Below are 25,474 nucleotides of genomic sequence, written 5' to 3' on the forward strand. Positions count from 1 at the left end.
GATTGGGTCAGCCGCGCAGCCCCGAACCGCAGACAGACGCTTGAATTGGTCGCCCGCGCAGCCCCGAACCGCAGACAGACGCTTGAATTGGGTCAGCCGCGCAGTGCCGACGCGAAGATGGCCGGGAGCTTTGTTGCTGACGGGGACGTCGTGTAGTTCGTGAGGCGCTTCATCGTGGTCAGGCCCGTGCGGTTCGTGACGTAGAACGGCGGGCGCGGGGAGAGCGAGGGCGAGCCGGTGAAGAGGCCGCGCGGGGACGGGGCGAAGGGGGCGCGGACCACCGTCTTCTCGATGTCCTCCAGCATGAACGCGTTGTGCACGAAGCCGATGCCGCTGCCGATGTCCTTCCGGGTGTTGCCCGGGAAGGCGCCCCACGGCGTGTAGCCGAGCAGGAAGCCGAAGGCCGACCAGACGTTGACGCCCAGCGTGCCGTAGCGCAGCGCGGCGACGGCGTCGGAGACCGCTCCGGCGTGGGCGCGCTCCGTCTTCGGGTGGACGAGCAGCGTGGCGCCGAGGGTGCCGGGGAGCCTGTCGTTGGCGAATTCCGTGGCGGCGGCGAGGAAGTGCGGCGCGTCGGCGCCCGGGAGGCGGATCACGCCGAGCGTGCTCGCGAACACCTCGTCCGTGATCAGGACGTCGTCCATGCCCTCGATCTCGGGGACGAGGACGCGGCAGGAGTCGTCGATGCCGAGCTTCTCGGCCGTCGGGTGGGCGTCCGTGACCTTGGCGACGCGGTCGGCCGCGCCCGGGTAGTAGTCGGGGCGGGCCGGCAGCTCGCGCAGGACCTTGCGGATCTCCGCGAGGAGCTTCTCCGTGCCGTCCCACTCGCGCGGTACGACGAGGACCTGCGTGGCGATGCAGTTGTGGCCCGAGTTGTTGAGCTTGCTGGTGACGATGTGCTCGGCCTGGAAGCGGAAGTCGGCGTCGCTCCACGGGCCCGGCGTCACGATGCAGGGGCTGACGCCGCCGAGCTCGCTGGTGAACGGCTTGGTGTTGAGCGGGGTGTCCTCGGCCCGACGCTGCTCGGCCTGCTCGTCGGTGCCCCACACGATCGCGTCGTGGGTGCGCTCGCTGCCGGTGACGTGGATGGTGTCGATGTCCTCGTGCCCGGTGAGGTACGCGCCCTCGGCGGCACCGCCGTCGACGAAACGGACCCAGCCGCGCTCGACGTACTCGGCGAAGACCTTCTCGAAGTGCGGGCGCAGATAGGCGTTGACGGGGTTCATCTTGGCGATGACGACCTCGCCCTCCGCGTACAGCTTCTGGAGGATGTCGAGCGGGGTGATCGACGCGACGTTGCCGGCGCCGAGCACCAGGGACACGGCCGGCTCGCCCGGGCGGCCCCGGTACTCCCCCGCCGCGCGGGCCAGGACCTGCTCGCGGGTGGTGCCGGGCAGCGTCCACACCTGCGCGGTGAAGCCGTTGAGCAGCAGCCGGTCGGAGGCGAGGGTGGGGAAGACGTCGACGACGGTGCGGCCCTCGTGGCTGCGCACGGACTTGGGGTCGAGCGGCTCCTTGCCCGCGGCGAGGCGGCGCAGGACGTGCAGGTACGCGGTGATCGTCTGGGCGAGGGCCCACGGAGCGGTGATCCAGTCCTCGGCGGCCCACTCGGAGGTCTCGGCGTAGCCCTTGGCCGCGGACGCGTCGGCGACCATCGCGGCGGCGCCCTCGGCGATCCGCGGGAGCGTCCGCTCCAGGAGCGCGATCCGCTCGTCCAGCGGCGTCGCGGTCCAGGACGGTGCGTGCTCGCGCAGGTCGCGGACGGCCTGGTCCAGCGGTGAGGTGTCGAGTGCTGCTGCGGCGCTCACGGTCAACTCCTTGGGAACGCGGGTGGGGGTGAAGAGGGCTGGGAAAGTGGGGGTGTTCGTCCGACGATCATGTCATCCGGGGGTAACCACCGGTAAGGGCAGGCTGCGTGACGGATGCTCAGCCCGTCAACCGGGCGCGGTCGCGCTCCGGGTCGATCAGGGCGAAGGCGAGGACGGCGCCGATCGCGACGAGGACTCCCGTCACGAGCACGGCGTGCTGGTACCCGGCGTCGCCCTGCGCGTCGACGAGGGCGCCGACGACGGCGGGCGCGAGCAGTCCGGACACCGTGACGAGGGCGTTCATGAGGCCGAGCGCGCCTCCGCTGCGGGCGGCCGGGGCGAGTTCGGCGACGGTGGTCGCGGCCACCGTGGCGTACGAGCCGCTGAAGCCGAAGCCGAGGGCGACGAGCACGGTCTGCGCGGGCACCGAGCCGACGAACGGCGTCAGGAGGCAGCAGACGGCGCCGATGACGAGCATGAAGCCGCCGACCCAGCCGCGGGCCTTCCTGCTGACGACGCCGCGCCGCATGAGCCGACCGGTGAGCGCGGCCTGCCCGAGCAGGACGACGGCGCCGACGGCCCAGGGCAGGACGACCAGCCTGCCCGCGGTGGCCGCCGAGTAGTCCAGCGCGTTGCGCAGGTAGGAGGGCATCCACACCAGCATCAGGGCCACGGACCAGTAGCTCATGAAGTACGCGAGGGTGGTCCCGATCCACGTACGGCTCGCGAAGATCTTCCGGTACGGGACCTTGGGCGCACCGTCGTCGGCCGCCTTCGTCGTCACCGTGGCGCGGGCCCGCGGGCTGTCCGCGCCGAACAGGGACCACAACACCGCCCATACGACACCGATCCCGGCGAGCACCCACAGGGCCGAGCGCCAACCGTGGTGCTGGATCACCCAGGACAGGCCCGGCGCGGAGATGATCACGCCGAGCGTGATGCCGATGGTGATCAGCGCGCCGGGCAGGTTCCGCTTGTCGTTGGGGAACCAGGAGAGCGTGGCCTGCTGGGCGACGGGGAACGCCGGGCCCTCCGCGGCGCCGAGGAAGATCCGCGAGCCGATGAGCACGGCAAGGCCCCCGCCGATGGCCGCGGGCACCTGCGCCACCGACCAGAGCACGGCCATCACCAGGAGCAGCAGCTTCGGCGACACCCGGTCCGCCGCCATCCCCACGACGATCGCGGCGACGGAGAAGAGCAGGAAGAACGCGCTGTTCGCGAGCCCGAACTGAGTGGCGCTCAAGTGCAGATCGGCGCGGATCTCGTCGGCGGCGAGGCCGAGCACGGACTTGTCCGCGAAGTTGACCATCATGAAGACCACGAGGAGCGCGGTCACCGTCCATGCGCGGGCAGTGCTGCCACGGGGGACCTCGACGTCCCCAGCGGGCTGCTGGGGCAGGGTCGGTGCCGCGGTCATGGGGCCTCCAGGAGGAAAGGGCAGGGGCGTTGGGTGGACCGGCCCGCACCACAGCCGGCGGGCGGTGCGAGCCGGAACCGGCTCAGGAGAGCGGCACTCCGGCGATGGCGATGCGCTCCATGACGCGCTTGGCCGGGAAGTAGTCGTTGACCGCGTAGTGCTGGACGGCGATGTTGTCCCAGATCGCGATCGAGTCCGGCTCCCAGTGGAAGCGGATCTGGAACTCGGGGATGCGTGCCTGGAGCACGAGGATGTCGAGGAGCTCGCGGTTCTCCTCCTCGGACAGGCCCTTGATGTACCGGGTGAACGGTTCGTTCACGTACAGCGTCCTGCGGCCGCTGCGCGGGTGGCGCACCACGACGGGGTGCTCGACCTGCGGCCAGTCGGCGCGGAAGGCGGCCTTCTGCTCGTCGTTCATGAGCGCGCCCCAGCTGGCCTCCCAGTCGTGGACCGCGGTGAGGCTCTCGATCCGCTCCTTGAGGTCGTCGGGGAGGTTGTCGTAGGCGGCGCCCATGTCGCACCACATGGTGTCGCCGCCCGCGGCGGGCACCTCGACGGCGCGGAGCACGGCGCCGAGCGAGGGGTTGACCATGAAGGAGTGGTCGCTGTGCCAGATGTTCTTGTTGCCCGCGGCCTTGGCGTCCTTGGCGAGCCGGGACAGGCCCACGGTCCCGGTCTTCGGGAAGAACGGGTTGGGCTCCGGCTCGCCCCAGACGGCCGAGAGCGCGAGGTGGTTCTCCGGGGTGAAGCCGGCCTGCCCCCGGAAGAAGATCACCTTCCACTCCAGGAGCGCCGCGCGCAGCTCGTCGGCGAGCTCCTCGGTGATCGGCTTCGTCAGATCGACGCCGCTGAGCACGGCCCCGAAGTGCGGGGTGAGCGGGTCGACCTCGAAGAGCTTGTAGGCCACCTGCTCCGCGCCCGGCGCGAGCCGGTCGAGGACTCGGCGCCCGTAGCGCATCAGGGGCTTGTCCAGGATCGGCTCGGGGTTCTCGACGGGGACCGTCGCGACGTCGTGCATGGGGGGTCCTCCCAACAGCGAACGTTATTACGTAACCGGCAGTATCGATATTGATGTGCGGCGGGGCAAGGGGTCTGGAGTGATGGATTTCAGGAAAGTTCCGCGGGGGTCGCGGGTCGCCTCCCGGGCAGCACGAAAGCCGCGCCGGGCATCAACGTGCCCGGCGCGTACGGGAGATGAACGAGGGTCGGCGGGTGGTCACGCCCCTCACGGGCGGACGTCGACCGCCCTGCCGATCAGCTCCACCACGGAGTCGACCAGCTCCTTGTCCGGCGTCCGCTGCTCGGCGACCATCCGGAAGATCAGCGAGGACGCGATGAGGGTCGTGACATCGACGATCGGGACGTCGGGGCGCACGTCGCCGCGCTCGATGCCGCGCTCCAGCACGTGCCGGGTCTCGCTCGTCACCCGCGTCACGTACGCCTGGAAGGCCTCGCGCCCCGCGCCCACCTCCGCCGCCGCGCTGATGACACCGGCGAGCAGCCGGCCGACGCCGGGCTGCCGGTAGGCGCGCACCCGCTCCATGAGGACCGCGCGCAGTTCGGCCCGGAAGTCGCCCATGTCGGGCACCGTCAGCGCCCCGACGCGGGACTCGGCGGCGGCGATGATCAGGTCCTGCTTGGTGGGCCAGCGCCGGTACATGGCCGGTTTGCTCACGCCCGCGCGGGTCGCCACGGCGTCCATGGTCAGGGCGCCCATGCCCTCCTCCGCCACCAGCTCCACGACGGCTTCGAGCACGGCCCCGGTGACGTGTTCCTGGCGCGGCCGGCCCGGCCCCCTGCGCGCTTGCTGTACCTGCTCATCGGCCATGCCGAGACCCTACAGCGGGGCCCGTCAGGTCAGTTCGGCCCGCAGCACATGCTTGGTGATCTTGCCGGAGGGCGTACGCGGCAGTTCCGCGCGCAGGATCAGCTCGCGGGGCACCTTGTAGCGGGCGATCCGCTCCTCCAGCCACTCGCGCATCCCGGGCAGGTCGAGCCCCGCGCCCTCGCGCGGCACGACGAAGGCGACCACCGTCTCGCCCCACTGCGGGTGCGGGCGGCCGACGACGGCGACGTCGAGCACGTCGGGGTGGCCCCGCAGCGTGCCCTCGACCTCCTGCGACGCGACGTTCTCACCGCCGGTGATGATCACGTCCTTCATCCGGTCGACGAGCGTGACATAGCCGTCCTCGTCGATCCGGCCCAGGTCACCGCTGCGGTACCAGTCACCGGCGAACACCTCGGCGGTGGCCGCCTCGTCGTCCAGGTAGCCGAGCATCCGGGTGTCGGTGCGCAGCCAGATCTCGCCGCTCTCCCCCGCCCCGGCGTCGCTCCCGTCGGGGCGTACGACGCGCAGGTCCACGCCCGGCATGCCGCCGCGCCCGATCGCGCCCGCCTTGTCCGCGTGCTCGGCCGCGGTGAGCGAGGCACCCGCGGGCCCGGTCTCGCTCATCCCGTACACCTGCTGGAAGTTCTCGGTGCCGTACGCCTTCATCAGGCGGCGCACCGTGTCCGCGTCGAGCGGGCCCGCGCCGTAGAGCCAGACGCGGACGGACGACACGTCGTAGTCGGCGTGGTCCGGGACCACCTGCGTCGGGGCGATGAGCGCGATGGGCGCGCCGAAGAGGGCCGTGACGCGCTCGCGCTGGATCGTCTCCAGCATGCCGCGCGGCTCGTACTCGCGCTGCAACACCACCGTGCCGCCCGCGAACAGGGTGCCGAGCGTCATGTTGTTGAGCGGCGCCGCGTGCCAGATCGGCATGCAGACCAGGAAGCGTTCGTCGCCGCGCAACGACATCGTCGCGGCGGAGTACGCGGCGGTCAGGGCGGCGGTGCGGTGCGAGTGGACGCAGCCCTTGGGCGCGCCCGAGGTGCCGGACGTGTAGAGGATCTCCGCCACGTCGCCGTCCGGGCGGTCCTCGCCGGTCCACGGCCCGGCGGCGGCGAGCAGCGCCTCGAAGGAGCCGGGCGGCAACGCGCCCGCCGGGGTGTCCGGGTGGCTGATCAGCCACCGCACGCTCCCGCCCGCGGCGGTCGCCCGCTCGCCGATCTCCGCGTCGACGAGGGCGACGCGCGCCCCGCAGTGCTCCAGCTGGCGCGCCACCTCGGCCGTCTGCGACTTGTGGTTGACGGGCACGAGGGTCGCGCCCAGGTACCAGGCGCCGAAGGCGGCGAAGAGGAAGGCCGGGGTGTTGTACGTCATCACGGCCAGCCGGTCGCCGGGACCCAGACCGGCCTCGTTCAGCACGGTGGCGGCACGCCGCGCGGCGGCACCGAACTCCCGGTAGCTCCACCGCTGTTCGCGGTATACGACGGCTTCCTTGGTACTGCCCGAGCGAACCGCGCTGTCCAGCAGGGCACTGAGGTGCATCACGTTCTCCTGACGAGAGCCTGGCCGGCTCCTGACGAGTGCCGTGCCGGTGCGGACCGACCATGGCGGGAAACTCTGAATGATGGTTCACTGCTTGCATGGCCTACCGCAAGACCCCCGCCGAAATCCGCCGCCTCGAAGCGGCGCGCGAGCACCTCGTCGCCTGCGCCACCTCCGTCGTCGCCGAGGTGGGCTGGGCGCAGGCGTCCGTGACGGCGGTCGCCGACGCGGCCGGGATCGCGGCGGGCTCGGTCTACCAGCACTTTCCGTCGAAGGCGGCGCTCGCGGTCGAGGTGTTCCGGCGCGCGGCGGCGCGGGAGGTGACGGTGATCGGCGAGGTGCTGCACGGCGACGGCGACCCGGTGCTGCGGCTGCGTCGCGGCGTCGAGGTGTTCGCCCGGCGCGCCCTGGAGAACCGCGGCCTCGCGCACGCCCTGCTCGTCGCCCCCGCCGACCCCAAGGTCGGCGCCGAGCGCATCGACTACCGGCGCCGCTACCACACCCTGTTCGCCGAGGTCGTGCACGAGGGCATGGCGGCGGGCCTGCTGCCGGAACAGAACGGCGGGATCACCGCGGCCGCGCTCACCGGCGCGATCGGCGAGGTGCTCGCCGACCCGCTCGCCGCCCACGACGAGGCGGGCGGCGGCGAGCTGATCGCCGAACTCACCGCCATGGCGCTGCGCTGCGCGGGCGCGCCGGCCACTGCCTGACCCGTACTCATGGGAGGAGCCCCTGATGCACTCGAACCCCTCGGTGACACACGAAGTCACCAACCAGGCACCGCCGTTGACCGGGCACGACGCGGCCGACGACCCGGTCCTCCTGGAGGGCGTCCGCCGCGAGGGCGCCGAGTGGCACATCGACGAGCTGCACCGCTTCGGCCACTACGTCGGCAGCGAGGAGGCCCGGCTCTGGGCCGACCAGGCCAACCGGCACGAGCCCGAGCTGCGCACCCACGACCGCTACGGCAACCGCGTCGACGAGGTCGACTTCCACCCCTCGTACCACTCGCTGATGCGCGCGACGGTGGCGGCGGGCGCGGCGGGTTCGGCGTGGGCGGACGAGCGGCCGGGCGCACACGTGGCGCGGGCCGGCACGTTCATGCTCGCCACGATGCTGGAGCAGGGGCACATGTGCCCGGTCTCCATGACGTACGCGGTGGTGCCCGCGCTGCGCCGCGCGCCCGAACTCGCCAAGGTCTACGAGCCGTTGCTCACCAGCACCGTGTACGACCCCGGGCTCCGCGCCCTCGCCGGCAAGCGCGGACTGCTCGCCGGGATGGGCATGACGGAGAAGCAGGGCGGCACGGACGTGCGCGCGAACACGACGGCCGCGGTCGAGCAGCCGGACGGCACATGGCGCCTGCGCGGCCACAAGTGGTTCACGTCGGCGCCCATGAACGACGTGTTCCTGGTCCTGGCCCAGGCGCCGGGCGGTCTTTCGTGTTTCCTCGTGCCGCGGGTGCTGCCGGACGGCAGCCGCAACACGTTCCGTATCCAGCGGTTGAAGGACAAGCTCGGGAACCGTTCGAACGCGTCCAGCGAGCCGGAGTTCGACGACACGGTGGCGTGGCTCGTCGGTGACGAGGGCAAGGGGGTGCGCACCATCATCGACATGGTGACGATGACGCGGCTCGACTGCGTCCTCGGCTCGGCGGCGCACGTCCGCGAGTCGCTCGCGCAGGCGGCGCACCACTCCCGGCACCGTTCGGTGTTCGGCGCGAAGCTGATCGACCAGCCGCTGATGCGCAACGTCCTCACGGACCTGGCCCTGGAGTCGGAGGCCGCGACGACGCTCGGGCTTCGGCTCGCGGGGGCGGCGGACCGCGCGCAGCGCGGGGACGCGGGTGAGCGGGCGTTTCTGCGACTGGCCACGGCGGTGGGCAAGTACTGGGTGTGCAAGCGGCAGCCGGTCGCGGTCGCGGAGGCGCTGGAATGCCTGGGGGGCAACGGTTATGACGAGGCGTCAGGCATGCCGCGGCTGTACCGGGAGGCGCCGCTCAACGGGATCTGGGAGGGGTCCGGGAACGTCAACGCCCTCGACATGTTGCGGGCGTTGACCCGTGAGCCGGAGTCGCTGGAGGCGTTCCGGGCGGAGGTCGAGGCGGCGTCCGGGGCGGATGCGCGGCTTGATGTGGCGTGGCGTGAGCTTCAGGGCGAGCTGGCCTCGCCCGAGGACGCGCAGCTTCGTGCGCGTCGGTTGATCGAACGGGCGGCACTCGTCCTCCAGGCCTCTCTCCTGGTCCGCCACGCACCGACCGCGGTGGCCGACGCGTTCTGCGCGACCCGCCTGGCCGGGGACCGTGGCCTCGCCTTCGGCACGATCCCGCCTGCGGCGGACTTCGCGGCGATCCTGTCCCGGCTCCCCGCCTGACCTCCGCGGCCCCGCGCCTCAATCGCCGGCGGGGCTGATTCCGCCGCACCGGCGTTACGGCCTCGGGGCTCCGCCCCGGCCCCCGCTGCTCAATCGCCGCAGGGGCTTGAATTGCCCACCCGCCACGACGGCTCCCCACCCCTGGCGGACGGCCGCCACCGCCTTGGCCAACCTCCACCACCACGGCTCCCCACCCCTGACGGACGGCCGCCACCGCCTTGGCCAACCTCCGCCACGACGGCTCCCCACCCCTGGCGGTCGGCCGCTACCGCCTAGGCCAACCTCCACCACCACGGCTCCCCGCCCCTGGCGGTCGGCCGCTACCGACTTGGGCAATCTGCCGCCTTGGGCGGCAGGGTGGGCAAGGCGGCGCACGGTGCCGCGCAACCATGGCAACGGGCGCCGACCCCGGCAAGAGCCCCGGCCCCCGGTGCCGCGCGATCAGGGCGACGGGGTCCGGCCACGGCACGGTGAACCCCGATGCCGCGCGATCAGGACGGCGGGGCCCCGCCACGGCACGGTGGCCCCCGGCGCCGCGTGACAGGGATCCCGGCGTCAACCGCCCGTACCCCGCACCTCGCAGGTCGTGCCGCCCGCCGCGCACCAGTGCGTGCGGCCGCCCACCAGGTGGAGCTCCAGGTCCGCGTCGGACATGCCGTGTTCGTCGAGTGCGGTGCGCAGCGCCGTGGGGGCCGGCTGGGGCGGCAGGCCGAGGACGCCGATCACCACCACGCCTTGGCGCGCCTCCACGGACGCGATCTGCCACTTCCCCGCCCCCGCCCACCCCTCCGCGACCGGCCGCGCGTCCGCCGCGAGGACCCGGTCCCGCCACACCGACACCGTCCCCGTGGTGAGCGGCACCGCGATCAGCACCAGGACCCCGACCACCGCCACCAGCGTGCGGCCGTGGAACTCCCCCACGTACCGCGCGGATTCCCGGGCCGCGCCCCGGATCCCGTACACGAGGAACACGACGGTCCCGGTCGCCACGATCGCGGCGACGTTCGTGGCGAACAGGAGCGCGGACTCGCTCGCGTCGTGGAAGCGGCCCACGGTGATCAGCAGCCCCGTGACGGCCAGCGGCGGCACCAGCGAGATGGCGATCGCGACGCCCGGCAACGTGTCGGAGATGTCCGCGCGGACCAGCGCGAACGCGCCCACCGTGCCCGTGGCGAGCGCCGCGAGCAGATCGATGAGGCGCGGGCTGATCCTGGACGACACCTGCGAGTTGGACGCGAAGTCGTCGGGCGGCGCCGCGATCCACCCCAGCAGCATCCCGATCGCCACGACCGCGAGCGCCCCGCCGAGGACGAGCAGCACACACCGGACGACCAGGGAGCGGTCCGCGAGGACCAGCGCGAGCGCGCTGCCGAGGATCGGCGTCATCAGCGGGGCGACGATCATCGCGCCGATGACCGTGGCCGTCGAGTCGCCGACCACGCCCGCGCTCGCGATCACCGCCGCCAGCACGAGCAGACCCCAGAACCGGGTCGAGCTCGGGCTCTTCCACGAGCGCTCGATGAACAGGGCGTCCGTCATGCGGCCGACCGTGGCCGCGTCGACCTTTCCCATCACCCTCACCATCCCCTGCTCCCGCCTCAGAGCGCGGTCGGCGTGGGCGGGGTCCCGACCGGCGCGTCCGCCACGTCGTCCCCACCCCCCTCCGCCGCCAGGAACTCCACCACCGCCAGCAGGAACAGCAGGCACAGGGCGATCCCGACGACGACCCACCCGGTCGGGTACGACCACAACAGGTAGACGAGGAGCGCGCCCACGACAAGGATCCAGACGAGCCACGTCCGGTGGCGGCGCACGAACGGGCCGACCGGACCGGTGCGGAATCCGGCCCGGTCCGCGGCGAGCCGCGCGCCGTCGATGCCGGAGACCCACAGCCCGCGCACCACGCCCGCCCGCTTCCCGCGCCCGGTGAGCCACGCGCCGAGCGCGACGACCACACCGAGCGCGACGACCATCCGGACCATGGTGAACAGGAAGTGCGTCATCGTGTCGTAGACCGCTGCCGCCGCGCCCTGCGAGACGTTCGCGGGCAGCCGGTCGAGGTAGATCACGCGGAAGACGCGCAGCCCGATGCCGAGCAGCCCGCAGCTCACGGCGACCGCGAGCGCGGCGGCCACGAGCGACCTGCGGCGGCGTACGGAGACCAGCACACCCGCTGCGACGAGGACGAGGGCGAGGAGCGGCAGCCAGTTGCCCATCACCTGCAACAGCCGCATGTACGTCTTGGCCTTGCCGATGTTGTCGTTCGTGACGAGCGTGAGGTCGGTGTGGACCTCGGGGATCTTCGCGGCGACGGTGAGGCCGGAGTCGACGAGGCGCTGCTTGACCTGTTCGACGACGGGGCCGAGGTCGAGGGTGACGGTGTCGCCGCCCTCCAGCTTGACCGCCCCGCCGCCGCTGCCGGTCAGCGCCTTGTCGAGGGCGCCGTGGGCCGTGCGGTTGGTCTGCTTCCAGATGTTCTCGAAGGCGTCGGAGGCGACGACGCCCTGCGCCTTGTCCTGGACGAAGCTGCGGACCGCGTCTTCGAGGGAGTCGCCCAGCTTGCCCAGGGACTTCTCCACGAGCGGCCGGTCGTCGGTGGGCACCTCGGAGAGCAGGGACTGGAGGTCGATCCGCTGCATGATCGCGTTCGTGGCGCGGTTCGCGACGGCCTTCTGGATGTCGGGGTCCGAGGCCAGCGGGCCGATGGTGTCGACATAGCGGTCGGTGTCGCCCACCTGGTCCGCCGCCCAGGACGCGACGATGCCGAGCGGCGCGAGGACACAGCCGATCACGATGAGTACGACGGCGAGGAACGACCGCCCCCGGTGGCGCCGCCGCCCGCCCCCGCGCTCGGCCTCCAGCTCGGCCACCCGGCCTCGCAGCCGCGCGAGTTCGGCCTGTTCGGCGGGGCCCATGGGCACCGTGTCCTCCGCCACCGTTGCCTCCTTGTCGACGCGCGAGCGCGCGCGGTGTGAATGCCAGGGGAACCGCTGCGCCGCCGCCGGGCGAGCGGACGGCGCCAGGCGGGTGAACGGCGAGGGCACCGGCGTGCCCCGGATGGTTCGCCCGAAATGCGGGGACGAGTACGGCGAGCAAGACTGCACCGGACATCCGCCGTACCCGGAACTCGACCGGAAAGCCTCATCGTGGATCCACAGAACTCGCCCTACGGGCACCAGTCCTATGGCCAGTCCTACGGCCAGTCCTACGGCCAGTCGTACGGCCAGGCCGAACCCGGCTACGCGCCCGAGCCACAGCCGCGGCCACAGCCCCGCCTCGACGCCGGAAAGCTGTGGGCGGGCGGGCTGATGACCGCCGTGATCGCCGCGCTCACGGCCGTGGTCGCGCTCCTCCTCGTACGGGGCGTGCTCGACGTCCCCGTGTTCGCGCCGGAGGGCGACGGCCTGATGGGCAACGCGACCACGGGCGCGCTCGCGGGCGGCGCCGCGGTGGCGGCCCTCTGCGCGACCGTCCTCCTGCACCTGCTGATCGTGGCGACCCCGCGGCCCGAGCGCTTCTTCGCCTGGATCATCGGCCTCGCGACGGCGGTCATGGTGCTGCTCCCGTTCACGACGGGGCTGACGTGGCAGGCGAAGCTCGGCACCGCCGGGGTGTACCTCGTGATCGGCATCGCCATCGGTTCCCTGCTGTCCTCGGTGGCGCGGGGCGCGGTGCGCCGCTACTGACCGGGCCCCGGAAATTGCCTGGCCCCTGCGGGCCGGGCCGCGTTACCCTCGGCCTCATGAACGTCATGGGGCACCGCCCGACCACCGCGACCGCGCGAGCGACCAGCTCGCCGGTTGCCGCCGCCTGACGTATTCACCTTTCCACCGGCGACCGGAAACGGCCGCCGGTGTTTTCGTTGTCGCAGTACGTTCCGCCCGGCCGCTTCCGGTGCCTTTCGCCCGCATCACGCGAAGGAGTCACCCCATGCGCACCGACGACGTCGTCCGCACGTTCACCGAGTTCTACGAGGACCGCGGCCACCGCCGCGTCACCGGTTCGACGCTGCTGCCGCCGCCCGGCGACCCGGTCCTGTTCACCACCTCCGGGATGCACCCGCTCACCCCGTACCTGGAGGGCCGCCCCCATCCGCTCGGCCGACGGCTCGTCAACGTACAGCGATGCCTGCGGACCACGGACCTGGAGGAGGTCGGCGACCCCACGCATCTGACGGTCTTCGAGATGCTCGGCACCTGGTCGCTCGGCGACTACGAGGGGCCGCGGAGCCTGGAGTGGGGGTACGAGCTGCTCACCGAGGGCTTCGGCATCGATCCCCGGATGCTGTATGTGACCGTGTTCGGCGGCGACGGACAGGTGGGCCCCGACACCGGTTCCCGGGAGGTGTGGGAGCGGCGCGGGGTGCCGGTCGAGGAGACCGTCGAGGACAACTGGTGGGACAACGGGCCGACCGGCCCGTGCGGCCCGGACTCGGAGATCTTCCTGTGGACCGGTGACACCCCGCCGGAGTCGAGCCCGACCAAGGACGAACGCTGGGTGGAGGTGTGGAACCACGTGACGATGCGTTACCGGCGCCTCGACGACGGCTCCTTGGTGCCGCTCCCCCAGCGCAACGTCGACACGGGGCTCGGCCTGGAGCGGCTGTCCTCGCTGCTCCAGGGGCGCTCGTCCGTCTTCGAGTGCGACGTCTTCGATCCGTGGCGGCGGCTCCTTCCGGGCCTGTGGCCGCTGGACGAGCCGTCGTTCCGGGTGGTGAGCGACCATCTGCGCTCGTCCGTCGTGGTCGTCGGCGACGGCGTGCGGCCGTCGAACACCGGGCGCGGTTACGTGCTGCGCCGGCTGATCCGGCGGGTGCTGACCGTGCTGCGCCGCGAGAACCCGACCCACACGCTCGGGGACCTGCCGGTCGAGCTGGTCCGGCACACGCTGGAGCACTTCCGCCAGGACGTCGACCCGTCGTCCGTGCGCCAGGTGCTGCTCGACGAGGAGCTGAGCTTCGACCGGCTCCTGGAGCGCGGCAGGAAGCTGCTGTCGAGGCCGCGGTTCCAGGGCTCGCTGACCGAGGAGGACCTGCACTATCTGCACGACACGCACGGGCTGCCGCGCGAGCTGGTGCTGAACCTGCGGGAGCAGTAGGCGCGGAGGGGCTGTCGGCTACACCGGCAGTCCCTTCGGTTCCTTGATGCGCTTCATGATGATCTGCGAGTTCACCTCGGTGACCCCGTCGAGCGCGGTGAGCCGCTCGATCCACAGGCGTTCGTACGCGGCGAGGTCGGCGACCGCGATGCGCAGCATGCAGCCGGGGCTGCCGAAGAGGCGGTAGGCCTCGATGACGTCGGGGATGTCCTGGAGCGCGTGCTCGAATGCCTCGACGGAGGCGCGGTCGCGGCGCACCTCGATGGAGACGAGGACCTCGAAGCCGCGGCCGACGGCCTCCGGGTCGACGATCGCGCGATAGCCCTGGATGACGCCGTCCTTCTCCAGCTGCCGCACGCGGCGCATGCACGGGGACGGGCTGAGGCCGACGCGTGCGGCCAGGTCCTGATTGCTCAGGCGGCCGTCCTCCTGGAGCTCGCGCAAGATATGCAGATCGATCCGGTCCATGGCGCAATCATGCACCACGCCTTGCGCGATCGTCGGCCAGGATTCGCAATCCGATTGCGCAGATCACGATTTATCCTTGCTGTAGATCGAACATACGCTCTCCACGCGCGCGCGGGGGCACCGACTCTTGGCGAGGCAGGTCACATGGCACGCATCACCCTCATCAGCACCGGAGGCACCATCGCCAGCCGCTGGCAGGGCACCGGTTACGCCGCCGACGCGGGCGGCGACACCGTGCTGGCGACGGCCGCGCTGCCGGAGGGGGTCGAGGTGGACGTCGTCGACCTGTTCAACGTGAACAGCTCGCGGATGACGACGGAGCTCCAGCTGACGCTGCTGCGCACGGTGCGCGAGGTGCTCGCCGACCCGGCCGTCGACGGCATCGTGGTCACGCACGGCACGGACACCCTGGAGGAGTCCGCGTTCCTGCTCGACCTGCACCACGACGACCCGCGCCCGGTCGTCTTCACCGGCGCCCAGAAGCCGCTCGGCCAGGCCGAGGGCGACGGCCCGGGGAACATGTACGACGCCTTGCAGGTCGCCGGGAACGTCCGGGACATGGGCGTGCTCGTCGCCTTCGACGGGAAGGTGCACGCGGCCCGCGGCACCGTGAAGACGCAGACCCTCGCGGCCGACGCCTTCGCCGACCCGTCCGCGGGACCGCTCGGCCGCCTCGGCTTCGGCCGCGTCGACGTGCGCCACAAGCCGAGCCGCCCGGCCCCGCTGCCTCAGCCGCAGCCCGGCACGGCGATACCGCGCGTCGACATCGTCATGCACCACAGCGACGCCGACGCCACGCTCTTCGAGGCCGCCGTCGCGGCGGGCGCGCGCGGCATCGTGCTCGTCGCCACGGGCGCGGGGAACGCGACGCCCGAGCTGGTCGACGCGGTGTCCTCAGCCGTACGCCGCGGAGTCCTCGTCGCCGTTTCTACGCGCGTATCCGCGGGCCCGCTGGCCGAGATCTACACGGGCGGCGGCGCCGTGGACCTGGTCGCCGCGGGGGCCGTGCTCAGCGGCACGCTGCGCGCGGGCCAGACCCGGATCGCCGTCCTGGCCGCGCTGCTCGCGGACGCCGCGCCCGCGAGCAGGACCGACCTGCTGCGGCGGCTGATCGACGCGCCGCAGCCGCTGCCCGCCGACGCCGAGGCGTCCGGCGAGCAGGCGGCCGCGTAGCTCAGAACTCCAAGGCCTCTTCGTTGGGCGCGAGGCTGTCCATGAACGAGCTGACAGAGAACACGGCCCGGCCCGCGCCCGCCGGACCGTATCCGGGGGGCGAGGAGAGCCCGTGCTCGTCCATGGCGTTGCGGTACGCGTCGAGCAGCCGGATGTGGTACTCCAGCGGCGCGCCGTTCGGGTTCTCCTTGCCGAGCGGCGTCGTCGGCTCCGGGCACCACGTGGTGAAGCGCGGCGTGATGCCGTTCGACATGAAGAAGTTCAGGCCCTCGGTGGTGGAGGCGATGGCCTCGTCGACCGTCTTGAAGCCGAACGGCTCGGCCATCTCGACGCCCGCCACGAAGTTCGGGATCACGTTGCGCGCGCCGAAGACCTCGCGCGAGTCGAGGATCCGCTTGTGCCACTCGTCGCGGCCGACGTAGCGCTCCTTGCCGGGGCAGTACATCTTGAACAGGTACTCGTCCCACACCTCGAAGTTGGGGTGGTAGATCTGCACGCCGTAGTCCTTGAAGCGCTGCACATCGTCCTTGGGCAGCGCCTGGGCGACGACCTTGCCGATCCAGCGGTCCGGGAAGTACTCCTCGATGGCCTTGGCGTACCGGCCGTAGAAGTCCGCCTCGTCCAGACCCTGGACCTTCGAGGTGATCGCGCCGCCGGTGAGCGTGTACGCGGTCGACGTCTTCCCGGTGTCGTACTTGTTGATGATCTCGAGGGCCTCGAGGACCTCGTCGACGTCCTTCACGCCCGTGTACGGACGGCCGGCCGCCTTGTGCTGGCGCCAGTTGTGGTTGATGTCGCAGTACTGGCACTCCTCCTTGGCGCCGAAGTACTGGCAGACCCGGAACGCGGTCAGGTAGATCAGGTAGCCCCACTGGATCGTGGGCGCCACCTCCATGACCGACTTCCCGTTGGAGAGCTTGTGCCGGTAGTACTCCGGCATCGGCGGCACGCCCACGTCGGAGATGCGCTTGCCGTCGAGGTACAGGCCGAGCATGCCGTCCTCGTTCGCCGCCACGCGGTACGGCGACTTCGGGTTCACGCGGACCGAGACGACCGTGCGGCGCAGGTCGTAGGGGCCGCCGGTGAGGACGATCTCCTCCGGCGGGCGGCGCAGCGCGGCCTCGCCCAGCTCGGGCAGGGTGCCGTGGTCGAAGGAGAAGATGAAGTACGACTTCGGCTTGACCTCGCCGTCCTCGTTGTCACTCAGCGCCGACGCGTCGAAGGCGACGCCGCCGCGCAGCAGGTCCTCCTTGAAGACCGCTTCCTTCGGAACGTGCGGGAAGCGCTCCATCAGGTCCTCTACCAGCGCCGTACGGCTCTGCATCCCGTTACTCCTCGACCCTCTGCTGTGCAGCGTTTTCTACGGTTTCTCGACTCCTCACGGTACGCCCCGGCCGCCGGTCAGCCGTGCCGGGTCCCCGCTCGGGCCACGATGTGGGCGGGCGCGGTGATGCCGACGGGCAGCAGCGGATCGGCCGTGGGAGCGCCCCAGCGGGCGTTCAGCGGCAGGGTCCCGGCCCACAGGCCGAGCTCCGCGTCGGCCGATTCCCCGTCGTCGGGCGCGCCGGACCGGATCTGCACCGAGGCCTCTTCGAGGGAGAGCGCGAGGAGCGTGCTGGCGGCGAGCTCCTCGCGGTTCGGCTGCCGCGCGTACGTCCACTGGCCGGGGGTCGCGTGCTCCGTGAGGCGGCGCAGGCCCTCCAGCTTCTCGGCCTCGTCGGTGATCACGCGCGGCACGCCGTGCACCATGGCGCTGCGGTAGTTCACGCCGTGCTCGAAGACGGAGCGGGCGAGGACGAGGCCGTCGACGTGGGTCACCGTCACGCACACCGCCGCCTCCGGGTCGGCCACGAGGCTGCGGCCGGCCACGGAGCCGTGCACGTACAGCGACCACTCGTCACGCCCGTAGACGGTCGGTACGACGACGGGCGCGCCGTCGACCATGACACCGAGATGGCACACGAAGCCCGCGTCGAGGATCGCCTCCAGGTCGGCGCGGGGGTGCTGTCGCGGTTGCCGGTGGGTGGCGCGGTGGTCGTCGGTGTACGTCATGCGCAGGCACGGTACTCCCGTGGGGGTGCCGGGCGTTCATGAGGTGGGCGTGATGTCGCGGTCGCGGGGCTCTGCCCCGGGCCCCGCTGCTCGATCGCCGCAGGGGCTTGATGGTCCGTGGTCAAATTCTCGACAGTCCGTTCCCCAAGAGCAGTCTGTTCTCGAAGAGAGGCGTGCCGTGTCGGCTGTCACCAACTGGGCTCGCAACATCACCTTTTCCGCCGACCGGTTGCACCGGCCGGTCACCGTCGACGAGTTGCGTGCGGTCGTCGCCAAGAGCGAGCACATACGGGTGCTCGGCAGTGGCCATTCGTTCAACCGGATCGCCGATGTGGACGCGGGGCGCGGCGGCGCGCTCGTGTCGCTCGCGGACCTGCCGCACCGGATCGACGTCGACACCGCGGAGCGCACCGTGCGGGTCGGCGGCGGCGTGCGCTACGCCGAGCTGGCCGCGGCCCTGCACACGCACGGGCTCGCGCTGCCGAACATGGCCTCCCTGCCGCACATCTCCGTCGCCGGTTCGGTGGCCACCGGCACGCACGGCTCGGGCAACGGCAACCGGTCGCTGGCCGAGGCGGTACGGGCCGTGGAGATCCTGACCGGGGACGGGGAGCTGGTCACGCTCGCGCGCGGGGACGCCGGTTTCGAGGGGGCGGTCGTCTCGCTGGGCGCGCTCGGCGTGGTGCTGTCGCTGACGCTGGACGTGGAGCCGTCCTTCGATGTCGCACAGTACGTGTTCCGTGAACTTCCCTTCCAGGGGCTCGACTTCGATGCCGTGTCGGCCGCCGCGTACAGCGTCAGCCTGTTCACCGGCTGGCGCGGGCCGCGCTTCGACCAGGTGTGGGTGAAGCGGCGGATGCCGGACGCGCTGGAGTTCCCGTGGGCCGGGTCCGCCGTCGAGGCGCAGCATCCGGTGCCGGGGATGTCCGCCGTGCACTGCACCGAGCAGTTCGGGGTGCCGGGGCCCTGGCACGAGCGGCTGCCGCACTTCCGTGCCGAGTTCACGCCCAGCAACGGCGACGAGTTGCAGTCGGAGTACCTGCTGCCGCGCGAGCACGCCGTCGCCGCGCTGACCTCCCTCGACGCGGTGCGCGAGCGGATCGCCCCGGTGGTGCAGGTCTGCGAGGTGCGCACGGTCGCCGCGGACACGCAGTGGCTCAGCCCCGCGTACGGCCGGGACACGGTCGCGTTCCACTTCACGTGGGTGGCGGACGCGGAGCGGGCGCTGCCGGTCGTCTCGCTGGTGGAGGACCGGCTGCGGGAGTTCGGGCCGCGACCGCACTGGGGGAAGGTGTTCACCGCGGATCCGGCGCGGGTCGCCGAACGGTATCCGCGGGCGGCGGACTTCGTGGCGCTGGCCGAACGGCTCGACCCGGAGGGGAAGTTCAGCAACGCGTTCGTGCGGGGGCTGCTGCCGCGAGGTGCGTGACCGGGCTTTTGAAAGCCCTTTCTCCAACCCCTTGCAGAAGCCCGTCCGGCGCTCCTAGCCTGACGTCATGAAGCGCACGTCTCGCGACATACGGACGGCGAACCGGTACGAGGTGCTGCGCCACTGCCTCGGCCGATCCGCCGTCTCCCGGCCGGAGCTGGCCGCGGAGACGGGCCTCAGCTCGGCGACCGTCGCCACCCTCGTCGGGGAGCTGCTCGACCTGGGCATCCTGGTCGCGGACGGCTTCGTGGACTCGGCGGGCGGGCGGCCGCGCGGCCTCGTCTCCGTGGACGCGGGGCACGGTTCGCTCGTCGGCGTGGACGTCGCGGAGACGTATGTGCACGCCGAGTTGTTCGACCTGAACCTGCGGGTCACCGCCCGCGCCGACCGCGAACTGCGGCCGGGGGCGCACGAGCCCGAGCGCGTGGCCGCCGTGATCGCCGACGCGGTCCGGTCCGTGCTCGACGCCGCCACCGGCGGGCCCGTGCTCGGCGCCGGAGTCTGCATGCCGGGGCTCGTCGACCGGCAGGGCGGCATCAGCGTGTTCGCCCCGAACTGGGGCTGGCACGGCGCGGTGCCGCTGCGCGAACTGCTCGCCCGGCACCTCGACGTCCCCCTGTACCTGGACAATCCGCTGCGCGCCTCCACCGTCGCCGAGCTGTGGTTCGGGGCGGCGCGCGGGCGGGACGACGCGGTCGTCGTCAACCTCGGCACCGGTGTCGGCGCGGGGCTCGCGCTCGGCGGGGCGCTGCACCGGGGTGTCACCAACAGCGCCGGCGAGTGGGGACACACCACGCTCGTGCTCGACGGGCGGCCGTGCCACTGCGGGGACCGGGGGTGCGTGGAGGCGTACGTGGGGGCGCCGGGCATCATGCGCACCTTGCGGGAGCTGTGCCCCGGCTCGTCGCTGCTGCACCCGGACGATCAGACCGCGACCGTCTCGGCGGTCGGGCGGGCCGCGGCGGAGGGCTCCGCCGAGGCGCTGGATGTGGTGCGGGAGACCGCGCGGTATCTCGGTGCGGCGGTCGGTGACCTGGTCAATCTGCTCAACCCCGAGGTTGTGGTGCTCAGCAGCTGGGTTGCGCGGGCGTGGGGCGGGCCCCTGCTCGACGAGGTGCGGTCGGCCGTGGCCCGGCATTCGCTCGCGGGGCCGTTCGCCGCGACCGAGATCGTTCTTTCGCCTGTTCCTACGGATCCGGTGAGTCTGGGCGCGGCGACGTTCGCGCTGGAGGGATTCGTGGGGCGCACCGGAGTCGACGCCTCGGGGCTCCGCCCCGGACCCCGCGCCTCAATCGCCGGCGGGGCTTAATCAGGGAGACCTCATGTCCATCGCCTACGTAACCGACCCGTCCCCCGGCACCGGCAGCCTGCCACCACGCGCCTGGTACGCCCGGTCCTCCGCGAAGTCCCTGTCGCTCAACGGGACGTGGGGGTTCCGGGTGGCCCCGTCCGCCGACACCCACGACGCGTCCTTCGCCGCCCCCGGCTACGACTCCACGGACTGGGCCGAGGTCACGGTCCCGGGGCACTGGGTGATGCAGGGTGACGGGGCCTTCGGTGCGCCCGCCTACACGAACGTGCTCTACCCCTTCCCCGTCGATCCGCCGCGCGTCCCCGACGAGAACCCCACCGGGGATCACCTGCGCGTCTTCGACCTGCCCGGGGACTGGCCGGGTGACGGTTCGGCCGTGGTCCGCTTCGACGGGGTCGAGTCCTGCGCCAGGGTGTGGCTGAACGGGACCGAGCTGGGTGAGTTCAAGGGGAGCCGGCTGCCGCACGAGTTCGAGGTCGGCCATCTCCTCGCCCCCACCGGCAATGTGCTCGCGGTCCGCGTGCACCAGTGGTCGGCGGGCTCCTACCTGGAGGACCAGGACCAGTGGTGGCTGCCCGGCATCTTCCGCGACGTGACCCTCCTGCACCGCCCCGTCGGAGGCGTCGGGGACTTCTTCACGCACGCCTCGTACGACCACACCACCGGCCTCGGCACACTCCGCGTCGACAGTGACGTGGCGGGTCGGATCACCGTGCCCGAGCTGGGGGTCGACGTCGCCACCGGGGAGCCCGTGACCGTCGCCGTCGAGCCGTGGACGGCCGAGACGCCGCGCCTGTACGACGGCGAGCTCGCGACGGCCGGCGAGCGGGTGCCGCTGCGGATCGGCTTCCGTACGGTCGAGCTGTCGGACGGGCTGATCAAGGTCAATGGCACGCCGGTCCTGTTCAAGGGCGTCAACCGGCACGAGTGGCACCCCGAGCACGGCCGCGCGCTCGACCTCGACACCATGCGCCGCGACGTCGAGTTGATGAAGTCCCACAACATCAACGCCGTCCGCACCTCCCACTACCCGCCGCACCCGGCCTTCCTCTCGCTCTGCGACGAGTACGGGCTGTGGGTCGTCGACGAGTGCGACCTGGAGACCCACGGCTTCGTCGAGCAGGGCTGGCGCGACAACCCGGTCGACGACGAACGCTGGACCCCCGCGCTGCTCGACCGGGCCGCCCGCATGGTCGAGCGCGACAAGAACCACCCGTCCGTCGTGCTGTGGTCGCTCGGCAACGAGGCGGGCACCGGGCGCGGGCTCACCGCCATGGCCCAGTGGATCCGCGCGCGCGACCCCGAGCGCCTCGTCCACTACGAGGGCGACATCAACTGCCGTGACACCGACGTCTATTCGCGCATGTACGCCGACCACGCGGAGGTCGAGCGGATCGGCCAGGGCCTCGACGGCGGCCCTGAGCGGCGCCGCCGTCTGCCCTTCATCCAGTGCGAGTACGCGCACGCCATGGGCAACGGACCCGGTGGACTCGCCGACTACCAGCGACTGTTCGAGAAGTACGACCGGCTCCAGGGCGCGTTCGTCTGGGAGTGGATCGACCACGGGATCGCCGACGAGCGGTACGGGTACGCGTACGGCGGCGACTTCGGCGAGGAGCTGCACGACGGGAACTTCGTCTGCGACGGGCTGCTGTTCCCCGACCGGACGCCGTCGCCGGGGCTCGTCGAGTTCAAGAAGGTGATCGAGCCCGTACGGATCGACGTCGACGGGGAGGCCGGCGCCGTGCGCGTCACCAACCGCTACGACTTCCGCGACCTGTCCCATCTCGCCTTCGACTGGGCGTACGAGGTGGAGGGCGAGGCCGCCGAGCGGGGCACCCTCACCGTTCCGCCGCTCGGCCCCGGCGAGTCCGCCGACGTGAAGCTGTCGGCGCCCGCCGCGGGCGACGGGTACTGGACGATCCGGGCCCTGGACGGCGACGGCCATGAGGTGGCGTGGGGGCAGAGCGTCCCGCAATCGCGAACGTCCTTGGTCAGCACGGTCGTTGGCGCGGCGCCGCGCACCGCCGAGGGCGTGCTCACGCTCGGCCCCGCCACCTTCGACGCCCGCACCGGGGACCTGCGCGCCATCGGCGACGTGTCCCTCGCCTCCGCTCCCCGGCTCGACGTGTGGCGCGCCCCCACGGACAACGACGACGGCGCGAGCTGGCAGAACGACGAGCGGCTCGGGCCGCTGTGGCGGAAGTTCGGCCTGCACCGCATGCAACACCGCGTGGACGGCGTCGAGTTGGAGGGCGACGCCCTGACCGTACGCACCCGGGTCGGTCCGGCGAGCCGGGACATCGGGCTGCGCGCGAGCTACCGGTGGACGGCCGACGAGCGGCGGCTGCGGCTGACCGTGTCCGTCGTCCCGGAGGGCGACTGGCGGCTCCCGCTCCCCCGGCTCGGCGTCCGGCTCGGGCTGCCCGTGGGGGACTTGGGTGTGCGCTGGTTCGGCGGCGGGCCCGGCGAGGCGTACCCGGACACCCGCGAGGCGGCGCGGCTCGGCCGCTGGGAGTCGGACGTGGCGGCGCTGCACACGCCGTACGTGCGGCCGCAGGAGAACGGGGCGCGGGTCGACGTCCGCTGGGCGGAGCTCGGCGGGCTGCGCATCGAGGGCGAGCCGGCCTACGCGCTCACGGCCCGCCGCTGGACGACACGGCAGCTCGACGCGGCCACCCACCGCACGGACCTGACACCGGGCGACACGCTGTGGGTGCATCTCGACCACGCGCACCAGGGCATCGGCTCACAGTCGTGCGGCCCCGGGGTGCTGCCGCGGTACCGGCTCACGCCGGGGCCGGCCGAGTTCTCGTTCACGTTCGAGCCGTTGCGGCCGAGCCCCGCCGCGCACGGCCACGGCCCGGTTGACATCATGGGTGGGTGAACTTCCGGTCGATCTACAGTCACGGTTTCGCGCGGGTCGCCGCGTGCACCGGCCACGCCGCCATCGCCGACCCGCGCACCAACGCGGAGGCAGTCCTGCGCCAGGGCCGCCGCTGCGCCGAGGACGGAGTCGCCGTCGCCCTCTTCCCCGAGATGGGCCTGTGCGGTTACTCCATCGAGGACCTGGTGCTCCAGGACCCGGTCCTCGACGAGGTGGAGGACGCGCTCGCCGACATCGTCACGGGCTCCGCGGACCTCCTGCCGGTGCTCGTGGTCGGCGCGCCCCTGCGCCACCGCAACCGCATCTACAACTGCGCGGTCGTCGTCCACCGCGGCCGGATCCTCGGGGTGGCGCCCAAGTCGTACCTCCCCACCTACCGGGAGTTCTACGAGAAGCGCCAGATCGCGGCGGGCGACGACGAGCGCGGCGGCACGATCCGGATCCGGGGCGCCGAGGTGCCCTTCGGCACGGACCTCCTCTTCTCCGCCGAGGACGTGCCGGGACTGGTCCTGCACGCGGAGATCTGCGAGGACATGTGGGTCCCGGTGCCGCCCAGCGCGGAGGCCGCCCTCGCGGGTGCGACCGTCCTGCTGAACCTCTCCGGCAGCCCCATCACGGTCGGCCGCGCCGAGGACCGCAAGCTGCTGTGCCGCTCCGCCTCGGCCCGCTGCCTGGCCGCGTACGTGTACGCGGCGGCCGGAGCGGGAGAGTCGACGACCGACCTCTCCTGGGACGGCCAGACGATGATCTTCGAGAACGGGGTGCTGCTCGCCGAGACGGACCGCTTCCCGCTCGGCGACCAGCACGCCGTCGCCGACGTCGACCTGGACCTGCTGCGCCAGGAGCGCCAGCGGATGGGCACGTTCGACGACAACCGCCGCACGCACACCGCGCGCACCGGTGACTTCCGCCGGGTGGACTTCCACCTGGACCCGCCCACCAGCACCGACCTGGGCCTCAAGCGCCGCGTCGAGCGCTACCCGTTCGTGCCCGCCGACGCCGAGCGCCTCGCCCAGGACTGCTACGAGGCCTACAACATCCAGGTCTCGGGCCTGGTCCAGCGAATGTCGGCGATCGGCAACCCCAAGATCGTCATCGGCGTCTCCGGCGGTCTCGACTCCACGCACGCCCTGATCGTCGCGGCCCGCGCCATGGACCGTGCGGGCCGCCCCCGCACCGACATCCTGGCCTTTACGATGCCGGGCTTCGCGACGGGCGAGCACACGAAGTCCAACGCGCACGCCCTCATGAAGTCCCTCGGCGTCACGGCCGCCGAACTCGACATCACGGACACCGCGCGCCTGATGCTCCGCGAGATGGAGCACCCGTTCGCGAACGGCGAGCCGGCCTACGACGTCACCTTCGAGAACGTCCAGGCGGGCCTGCGCACCGACTACCTGTTCCGCCTCGCCAACCAGCGCGGCGGCATCGTCCTCGGCACCGGCGACCTCTCCGAGCTGGCGCTCGGCTGGTGCACGTACGGCGTCGGCGACCAGATGAGCCACTACAACGTCAACGGCGGCGTGCCCAAGACGCTCATCCAGCACCTCATCCGCTGGGTCGTCAGCAGCGACCAGTTCGGCGACGAGGCCGGGAAGATCCTCACCGCGATCCTCGACACGGAGATCAGCCCGGAGCTGGTGCCCGGCGAGGAGCTCCAGTCCACCGAGTCGAAGATCGGCCCCTACGCGCTGCACGACTTCACGCTCTACTACGTGCTGCGGCACGGCTTCCGGCCCTCGAAGATCGCGTTCCTGGCGTGGCACGCCTGGCGCGACGTGGCGGCGGGCGAGTGGCCGCCCGGCTTCCCTGAGGACAAGCGGGGCGCGTACGACCTCGCGGAGATCAAGCACTGGCTGGAGTACTTCTGCCGGCGCTTCTTCCAGTTCGCGCAGTTCAAGCGGTCCGCGATGCCGAACGGGCCGAAGGTGTCGGCCGGCGGTTCGCTCTCGCCGCGCGGCGACTGGCGCGCGCCGTCCGACGGCAACGCGCGGGTGTGGCTGCGGGACCTGGAGCGGTGGGAGTGGCCCGAGGGGGTGTGATCCCGGAACTGTGACGCCCGACTACGAAAATATCGTGGCCAGGCGT

Annotated in this window: 19 protein-coding genes; 9 read left to right on the top strand and 10 right to left on the bottom strand. The window is 72.1% G+C overall.

Annotated features, from left to right (window positions below):
• Nucleotides 1-92: 92 nt before the first annotated feature.
• The 5 genes from ACNYS0_RS10670 to ACNYS0_RS10690 all read right to left on the bottom strand — a co-directional run bounded on the left by ACNYS0_RS10670 (nucleotide 93) and on the right by ACNYS0_RS10690 (nucleotide 6,595).
• On the bottom strand, nucleotides 93-1,808 hold the full coding sequence (locus tag ACNYS0_RS10670) for an aldehyde dehydrogenase family protein (RefSeq protein WP_422472679.1): 1,716 nt from the start codon (nucleotides 1,806-1,808) through the stop codon (nucleotides 93-95).
• Nucleotides 1,809-1,926: 118 nt separating this feature from the next.
• Nucleotides 1,927-3,225 carry an MFS transporter gene (locus tag ACNYS0_RS10675; RefSeq protein WP_422472681.1) on the bottom strand — a complete coding sequence of 433 codons (1,299 nt, stop codon included), beginning with the start codon at nucleotides 3,223-3,225 and terminating at the stop codon, nucleotides 1,927-1,929.
• An 82-nt stretch (nucleotides 3,226-3,307) separates the two neighbouring features.
• On the bottom strand, nucleotides 3,308-4,243 hold the full coding sequence (locus ACNYS0_RS10680) for a TauD/TfdA dioxygenase family protein (RefSeq protein ID WP_422472684.1): 936 nt from the start codon (nucleotides 4,241-4,243) through the stop codon (nucleotides 3,308-3,310).
• Nucleotides 4,244-4,450: 207 nt separating this feature from the next.
• The gene (locus tag ACNYS0_RS10685) at nucleotides 4,451-5,053 is read right to left on the bottom strand and encodes a TetR/AcrR family transcriptional regulator (RefSeq protein ID WP_422472686.1); all 603 of its coding nucleotides are present in this window, start codon (nucleotides 5,051-5,053) and stop codon (nucleotides 4,451-4,453) included.
• Between the two features lie 24 nt (nucleotides 5,054-5,077).
• Entirely contained in the window at nucleotides 5,078-6,595 is a 1,518-nt protein-coding gene (locus tag ACNYS0_RS10690) for a class I adenylate-forming enzyme family protein (RefSeq protein ID WP_422472688.1), read from the bottom strand.
• 98 nt (nucleotides 6,596-6,693) lie between these two features.
• Between ACNYS0_RS10690 and ACNYS0_RS10695 the strand changes: the two genes are divergently transcribed.
• Nucleotides 6,694-7,305, top strand: a complete 612-nt coding sequence (locus ACNYS0_RS10695; RefSeq protein WP_422472690.1) for a TetR/AcrR family transcriptional regulator — start codon at nucleotides 6,694-6,696, stop codon at nucleotides 7,303-7,305.
• Nucleotides 7,306-7,330: 25 nt separating this feature from the next.
• Nucleotides 7,331-8,968 carry an acyl-CoA dehydrogenase family protein gene (locus ACNYS0_RS10700; protein ID WP_422472692.1) on the top strand — a complete coding sequence of 546 codons (1,638 nt, stop codon included), beginning with the start codon at nucleotides 7,331-7,333 and terminating at the stop codon, nucleotides 8,966-8,968.
• Between the two features lie 555 nt (nucleotides 8,969-9,523).
• Here ACNYS0_RS10700 and ACNYS0_RS10705 read toward each other — a convergent pair.
• Together ACNYS0_RS10705 and ACNYS0_RS10710 are read right to left on the bottom strand one after the other, a co-directional pair.
• On the bottom strand, nucleotides 9,524-10,540 hold the full coding sequence (locus ACNYS0_RS10705; protein ID WP_422472694.1) for a TIGR00341 family protein: 1,017 nt from the start codon (nucleotides 10,538-10,540) through the stop codon (nucleotides 9,524-9,526).
• A 26-nt stretch (nucleotides 10,541-10,566) separates the two neighbouring features.
• Nucleotides 10,567-11,883: a hypothetical protein gene (locus tag ACNYS0_RS10710; RefSeq protein ID WP_422482581.1), complete on the bottom strand. Its 1,317-nt coding sequence runs from the start codon at nucleotides 11,881-11,883 to the stop codon at nucleotides 10,567-10,569.
• A 231-nt stretch (nucleotides 11,884-12,114) separates the two neighbouring features.
• On the opposite strand from ACNYS0_RS10710, the gene ACNYS0_RS10715 reads away from it, so the two are divergent.
• Together ACNYS0_RS10715 and ACNYS0_RS10720 are read left to right on the top strand one after the other, a co-directional pair.
• On the top strand, nucleotides 12,115-12,654 hold the full coding sequence (locus ACNYS0_RS10715) for a DUF6069 family protein (RefSeq protein WP_422472696.1): 540 nt from the start codon (nucleotides 12,115-12,117) through the stop codon (nucleotides 12,652-12,654).
• A gap of 244 nt (nucleotides 12,655-12,898) precedes the next feature.
• The gene (locus ACNYS0_RS10720; protein WP_422472698.1) at nucleotides 12,899-14,065 is read left to right on the top strand and encodes an alanine--tRNA ligase-related protein; all 1,167 of its coding nucleotides are present in this window, start codon (nucleotides 12,899-12,901) and stop codon (nucleotides 14,063-14,065) included.
• 18 nt (nucleotides 14,066-14,083) lie between these two features.
• Here the strand turns inward: ACNYS0_RS10720 and ACNYS0_RS10725 are convergent, their stop codons facing one another.
• A complete protein-coding gene (locus tag ACNYS0_RS10725; RefSeq protein ID WP_422410934.1) occupies nucleotides 14,084-14,533 on the bottom strand; it encodes an Lrp/AsnC family transcriptional regulator in 450 nt (149 codons plus the stop codon).
• Nucleotides 14,534-14,677: 144 nt separating this feature from the next.
• On the opposite strand from ACNYS0_RS10725, the gene ACNYS0_RS10730 reads away from it, so the two are divergent.
• Nucleotides 14,678-15,706 (top strand): asparaginase, encoded by a 1,029-nt coding sequence (locus tag ACNYS0_RS10730; RefSeq protein ID WP_422472700.1) that lies wholly within the window; start codon nucleotides 14,678-14,680, stop codon nucleotides 15,704-15,706.
• Between the two features lies 1 nt (nucleotide 15,707).
• On the opposite strand, the gene ACNYS0_RS10735 is transcribed toward ACNYS0_RS10730, so the two are convergent.
• Together ACNYS0_RS10735 and ACNYS0_RS10740 are read right to left on the bottom strand one after the other, a co-directional pair.
• Nucleotides 15,708-17,030, bottom strand: a complete 1,323-nt coding sequence (locus ACNYS0_RS10735; RefSeq protein WP_422472702.1) for a radical SAM protein — start codon at nucleotides 17,028-17,030, stop codon at nucleotides 15,708-15,710.
• Nucleotides 17,031-17,107: 77 nt separating this feature from the next.
• Nucleotides 17,108-17,758 carry a pyridoxamine 5'-phosphate oxidase family protein gene (locus ACNYS0_RS10740; RefSeq protein ID WP_422472704.1) on the bottom strand — a complete coding sequence of 217 codons (651 nt, stop codon included), beginning with the start codon at nucleotides 17,756-17,758 and terminating at the stop codon, nucleotides 17,108-17,110.
• A gap of 178 nt (nucleotides 17,759-17,936) precedes the next feature.
• Between ACNYS0_RS10740 and ACNYS0_RS10745 the strand changes: the two genes are divergently transcribed.
• The 4 genes from ACNYS0_RS10745 (at nucleotide 17,937) to ACNYS0_RS10760 (ending at nucleotide 25,428) form a co-directional block, all read left to right on the top strand.
• A complete protein-coding gene (locus ACNYS0_RS10745; RefSeq protein ID WP_422472706.1) occupies nucleotides 17,937-19,187 on the top strand; it encodes an FAD-binding protein in 1,251 nt (416 codons plus the stop codon).
• A 67-nt stretch (nucleotides 19,188-19,254) separates the two neighbouring features.
• Nucleotides 19,255-20,496: an ROK family protein gene (locus ACNYS0_RS10750; RefSeq protein ID WP_422472708.1), complete on the top strand. Its 1,242-nt coding sequence runs from the start codon at nucleotides 19,255-19,257 to the stop codon at nucleotides 20,494-20,496.
• Nucleotides 20,497-20,509: 13 nt separating this feature from the next.
• Nucleotides 20,510-23,386, top strand: coding sequence for a glycoside hydrolase family 2 TIM barrel-domain containing protein (locus tag ACNYS0_RS10755; protein ID WP_422472710.1), 2,877 nt, complete (start codon nucleotides 20,510-20,512; stop codon nucleotides 23,384-23,386).
• Nucleotides 23,383-25,428, top strand: coding sequence for an NAD(+) synthase (locus ACNYS0_RS10760; protein ID WP_422472712.1), 2,046 nt, complete (start codon nucleotides 23,383-23,385; stop codon nucleotides 25,426-25,428). The genes ACNYS0_RS10755 and ACNYS0_RS10760 overlap by 4 nt, the downstream gene beginning before the upstream one ends.
• Nucleotides 25,429-25,474: the final 46 nt, after the last annotated feature.

The organism is Streptomyces anthophorae, assembly GCF_049310305.1.
In the GTDB taxonomy this organism is placed as follows: domain Bacteria; phylum Actinomycetota; class Actinomycetes; order Streptomycetales; family Streptomycetaceae; genus Streptomyces.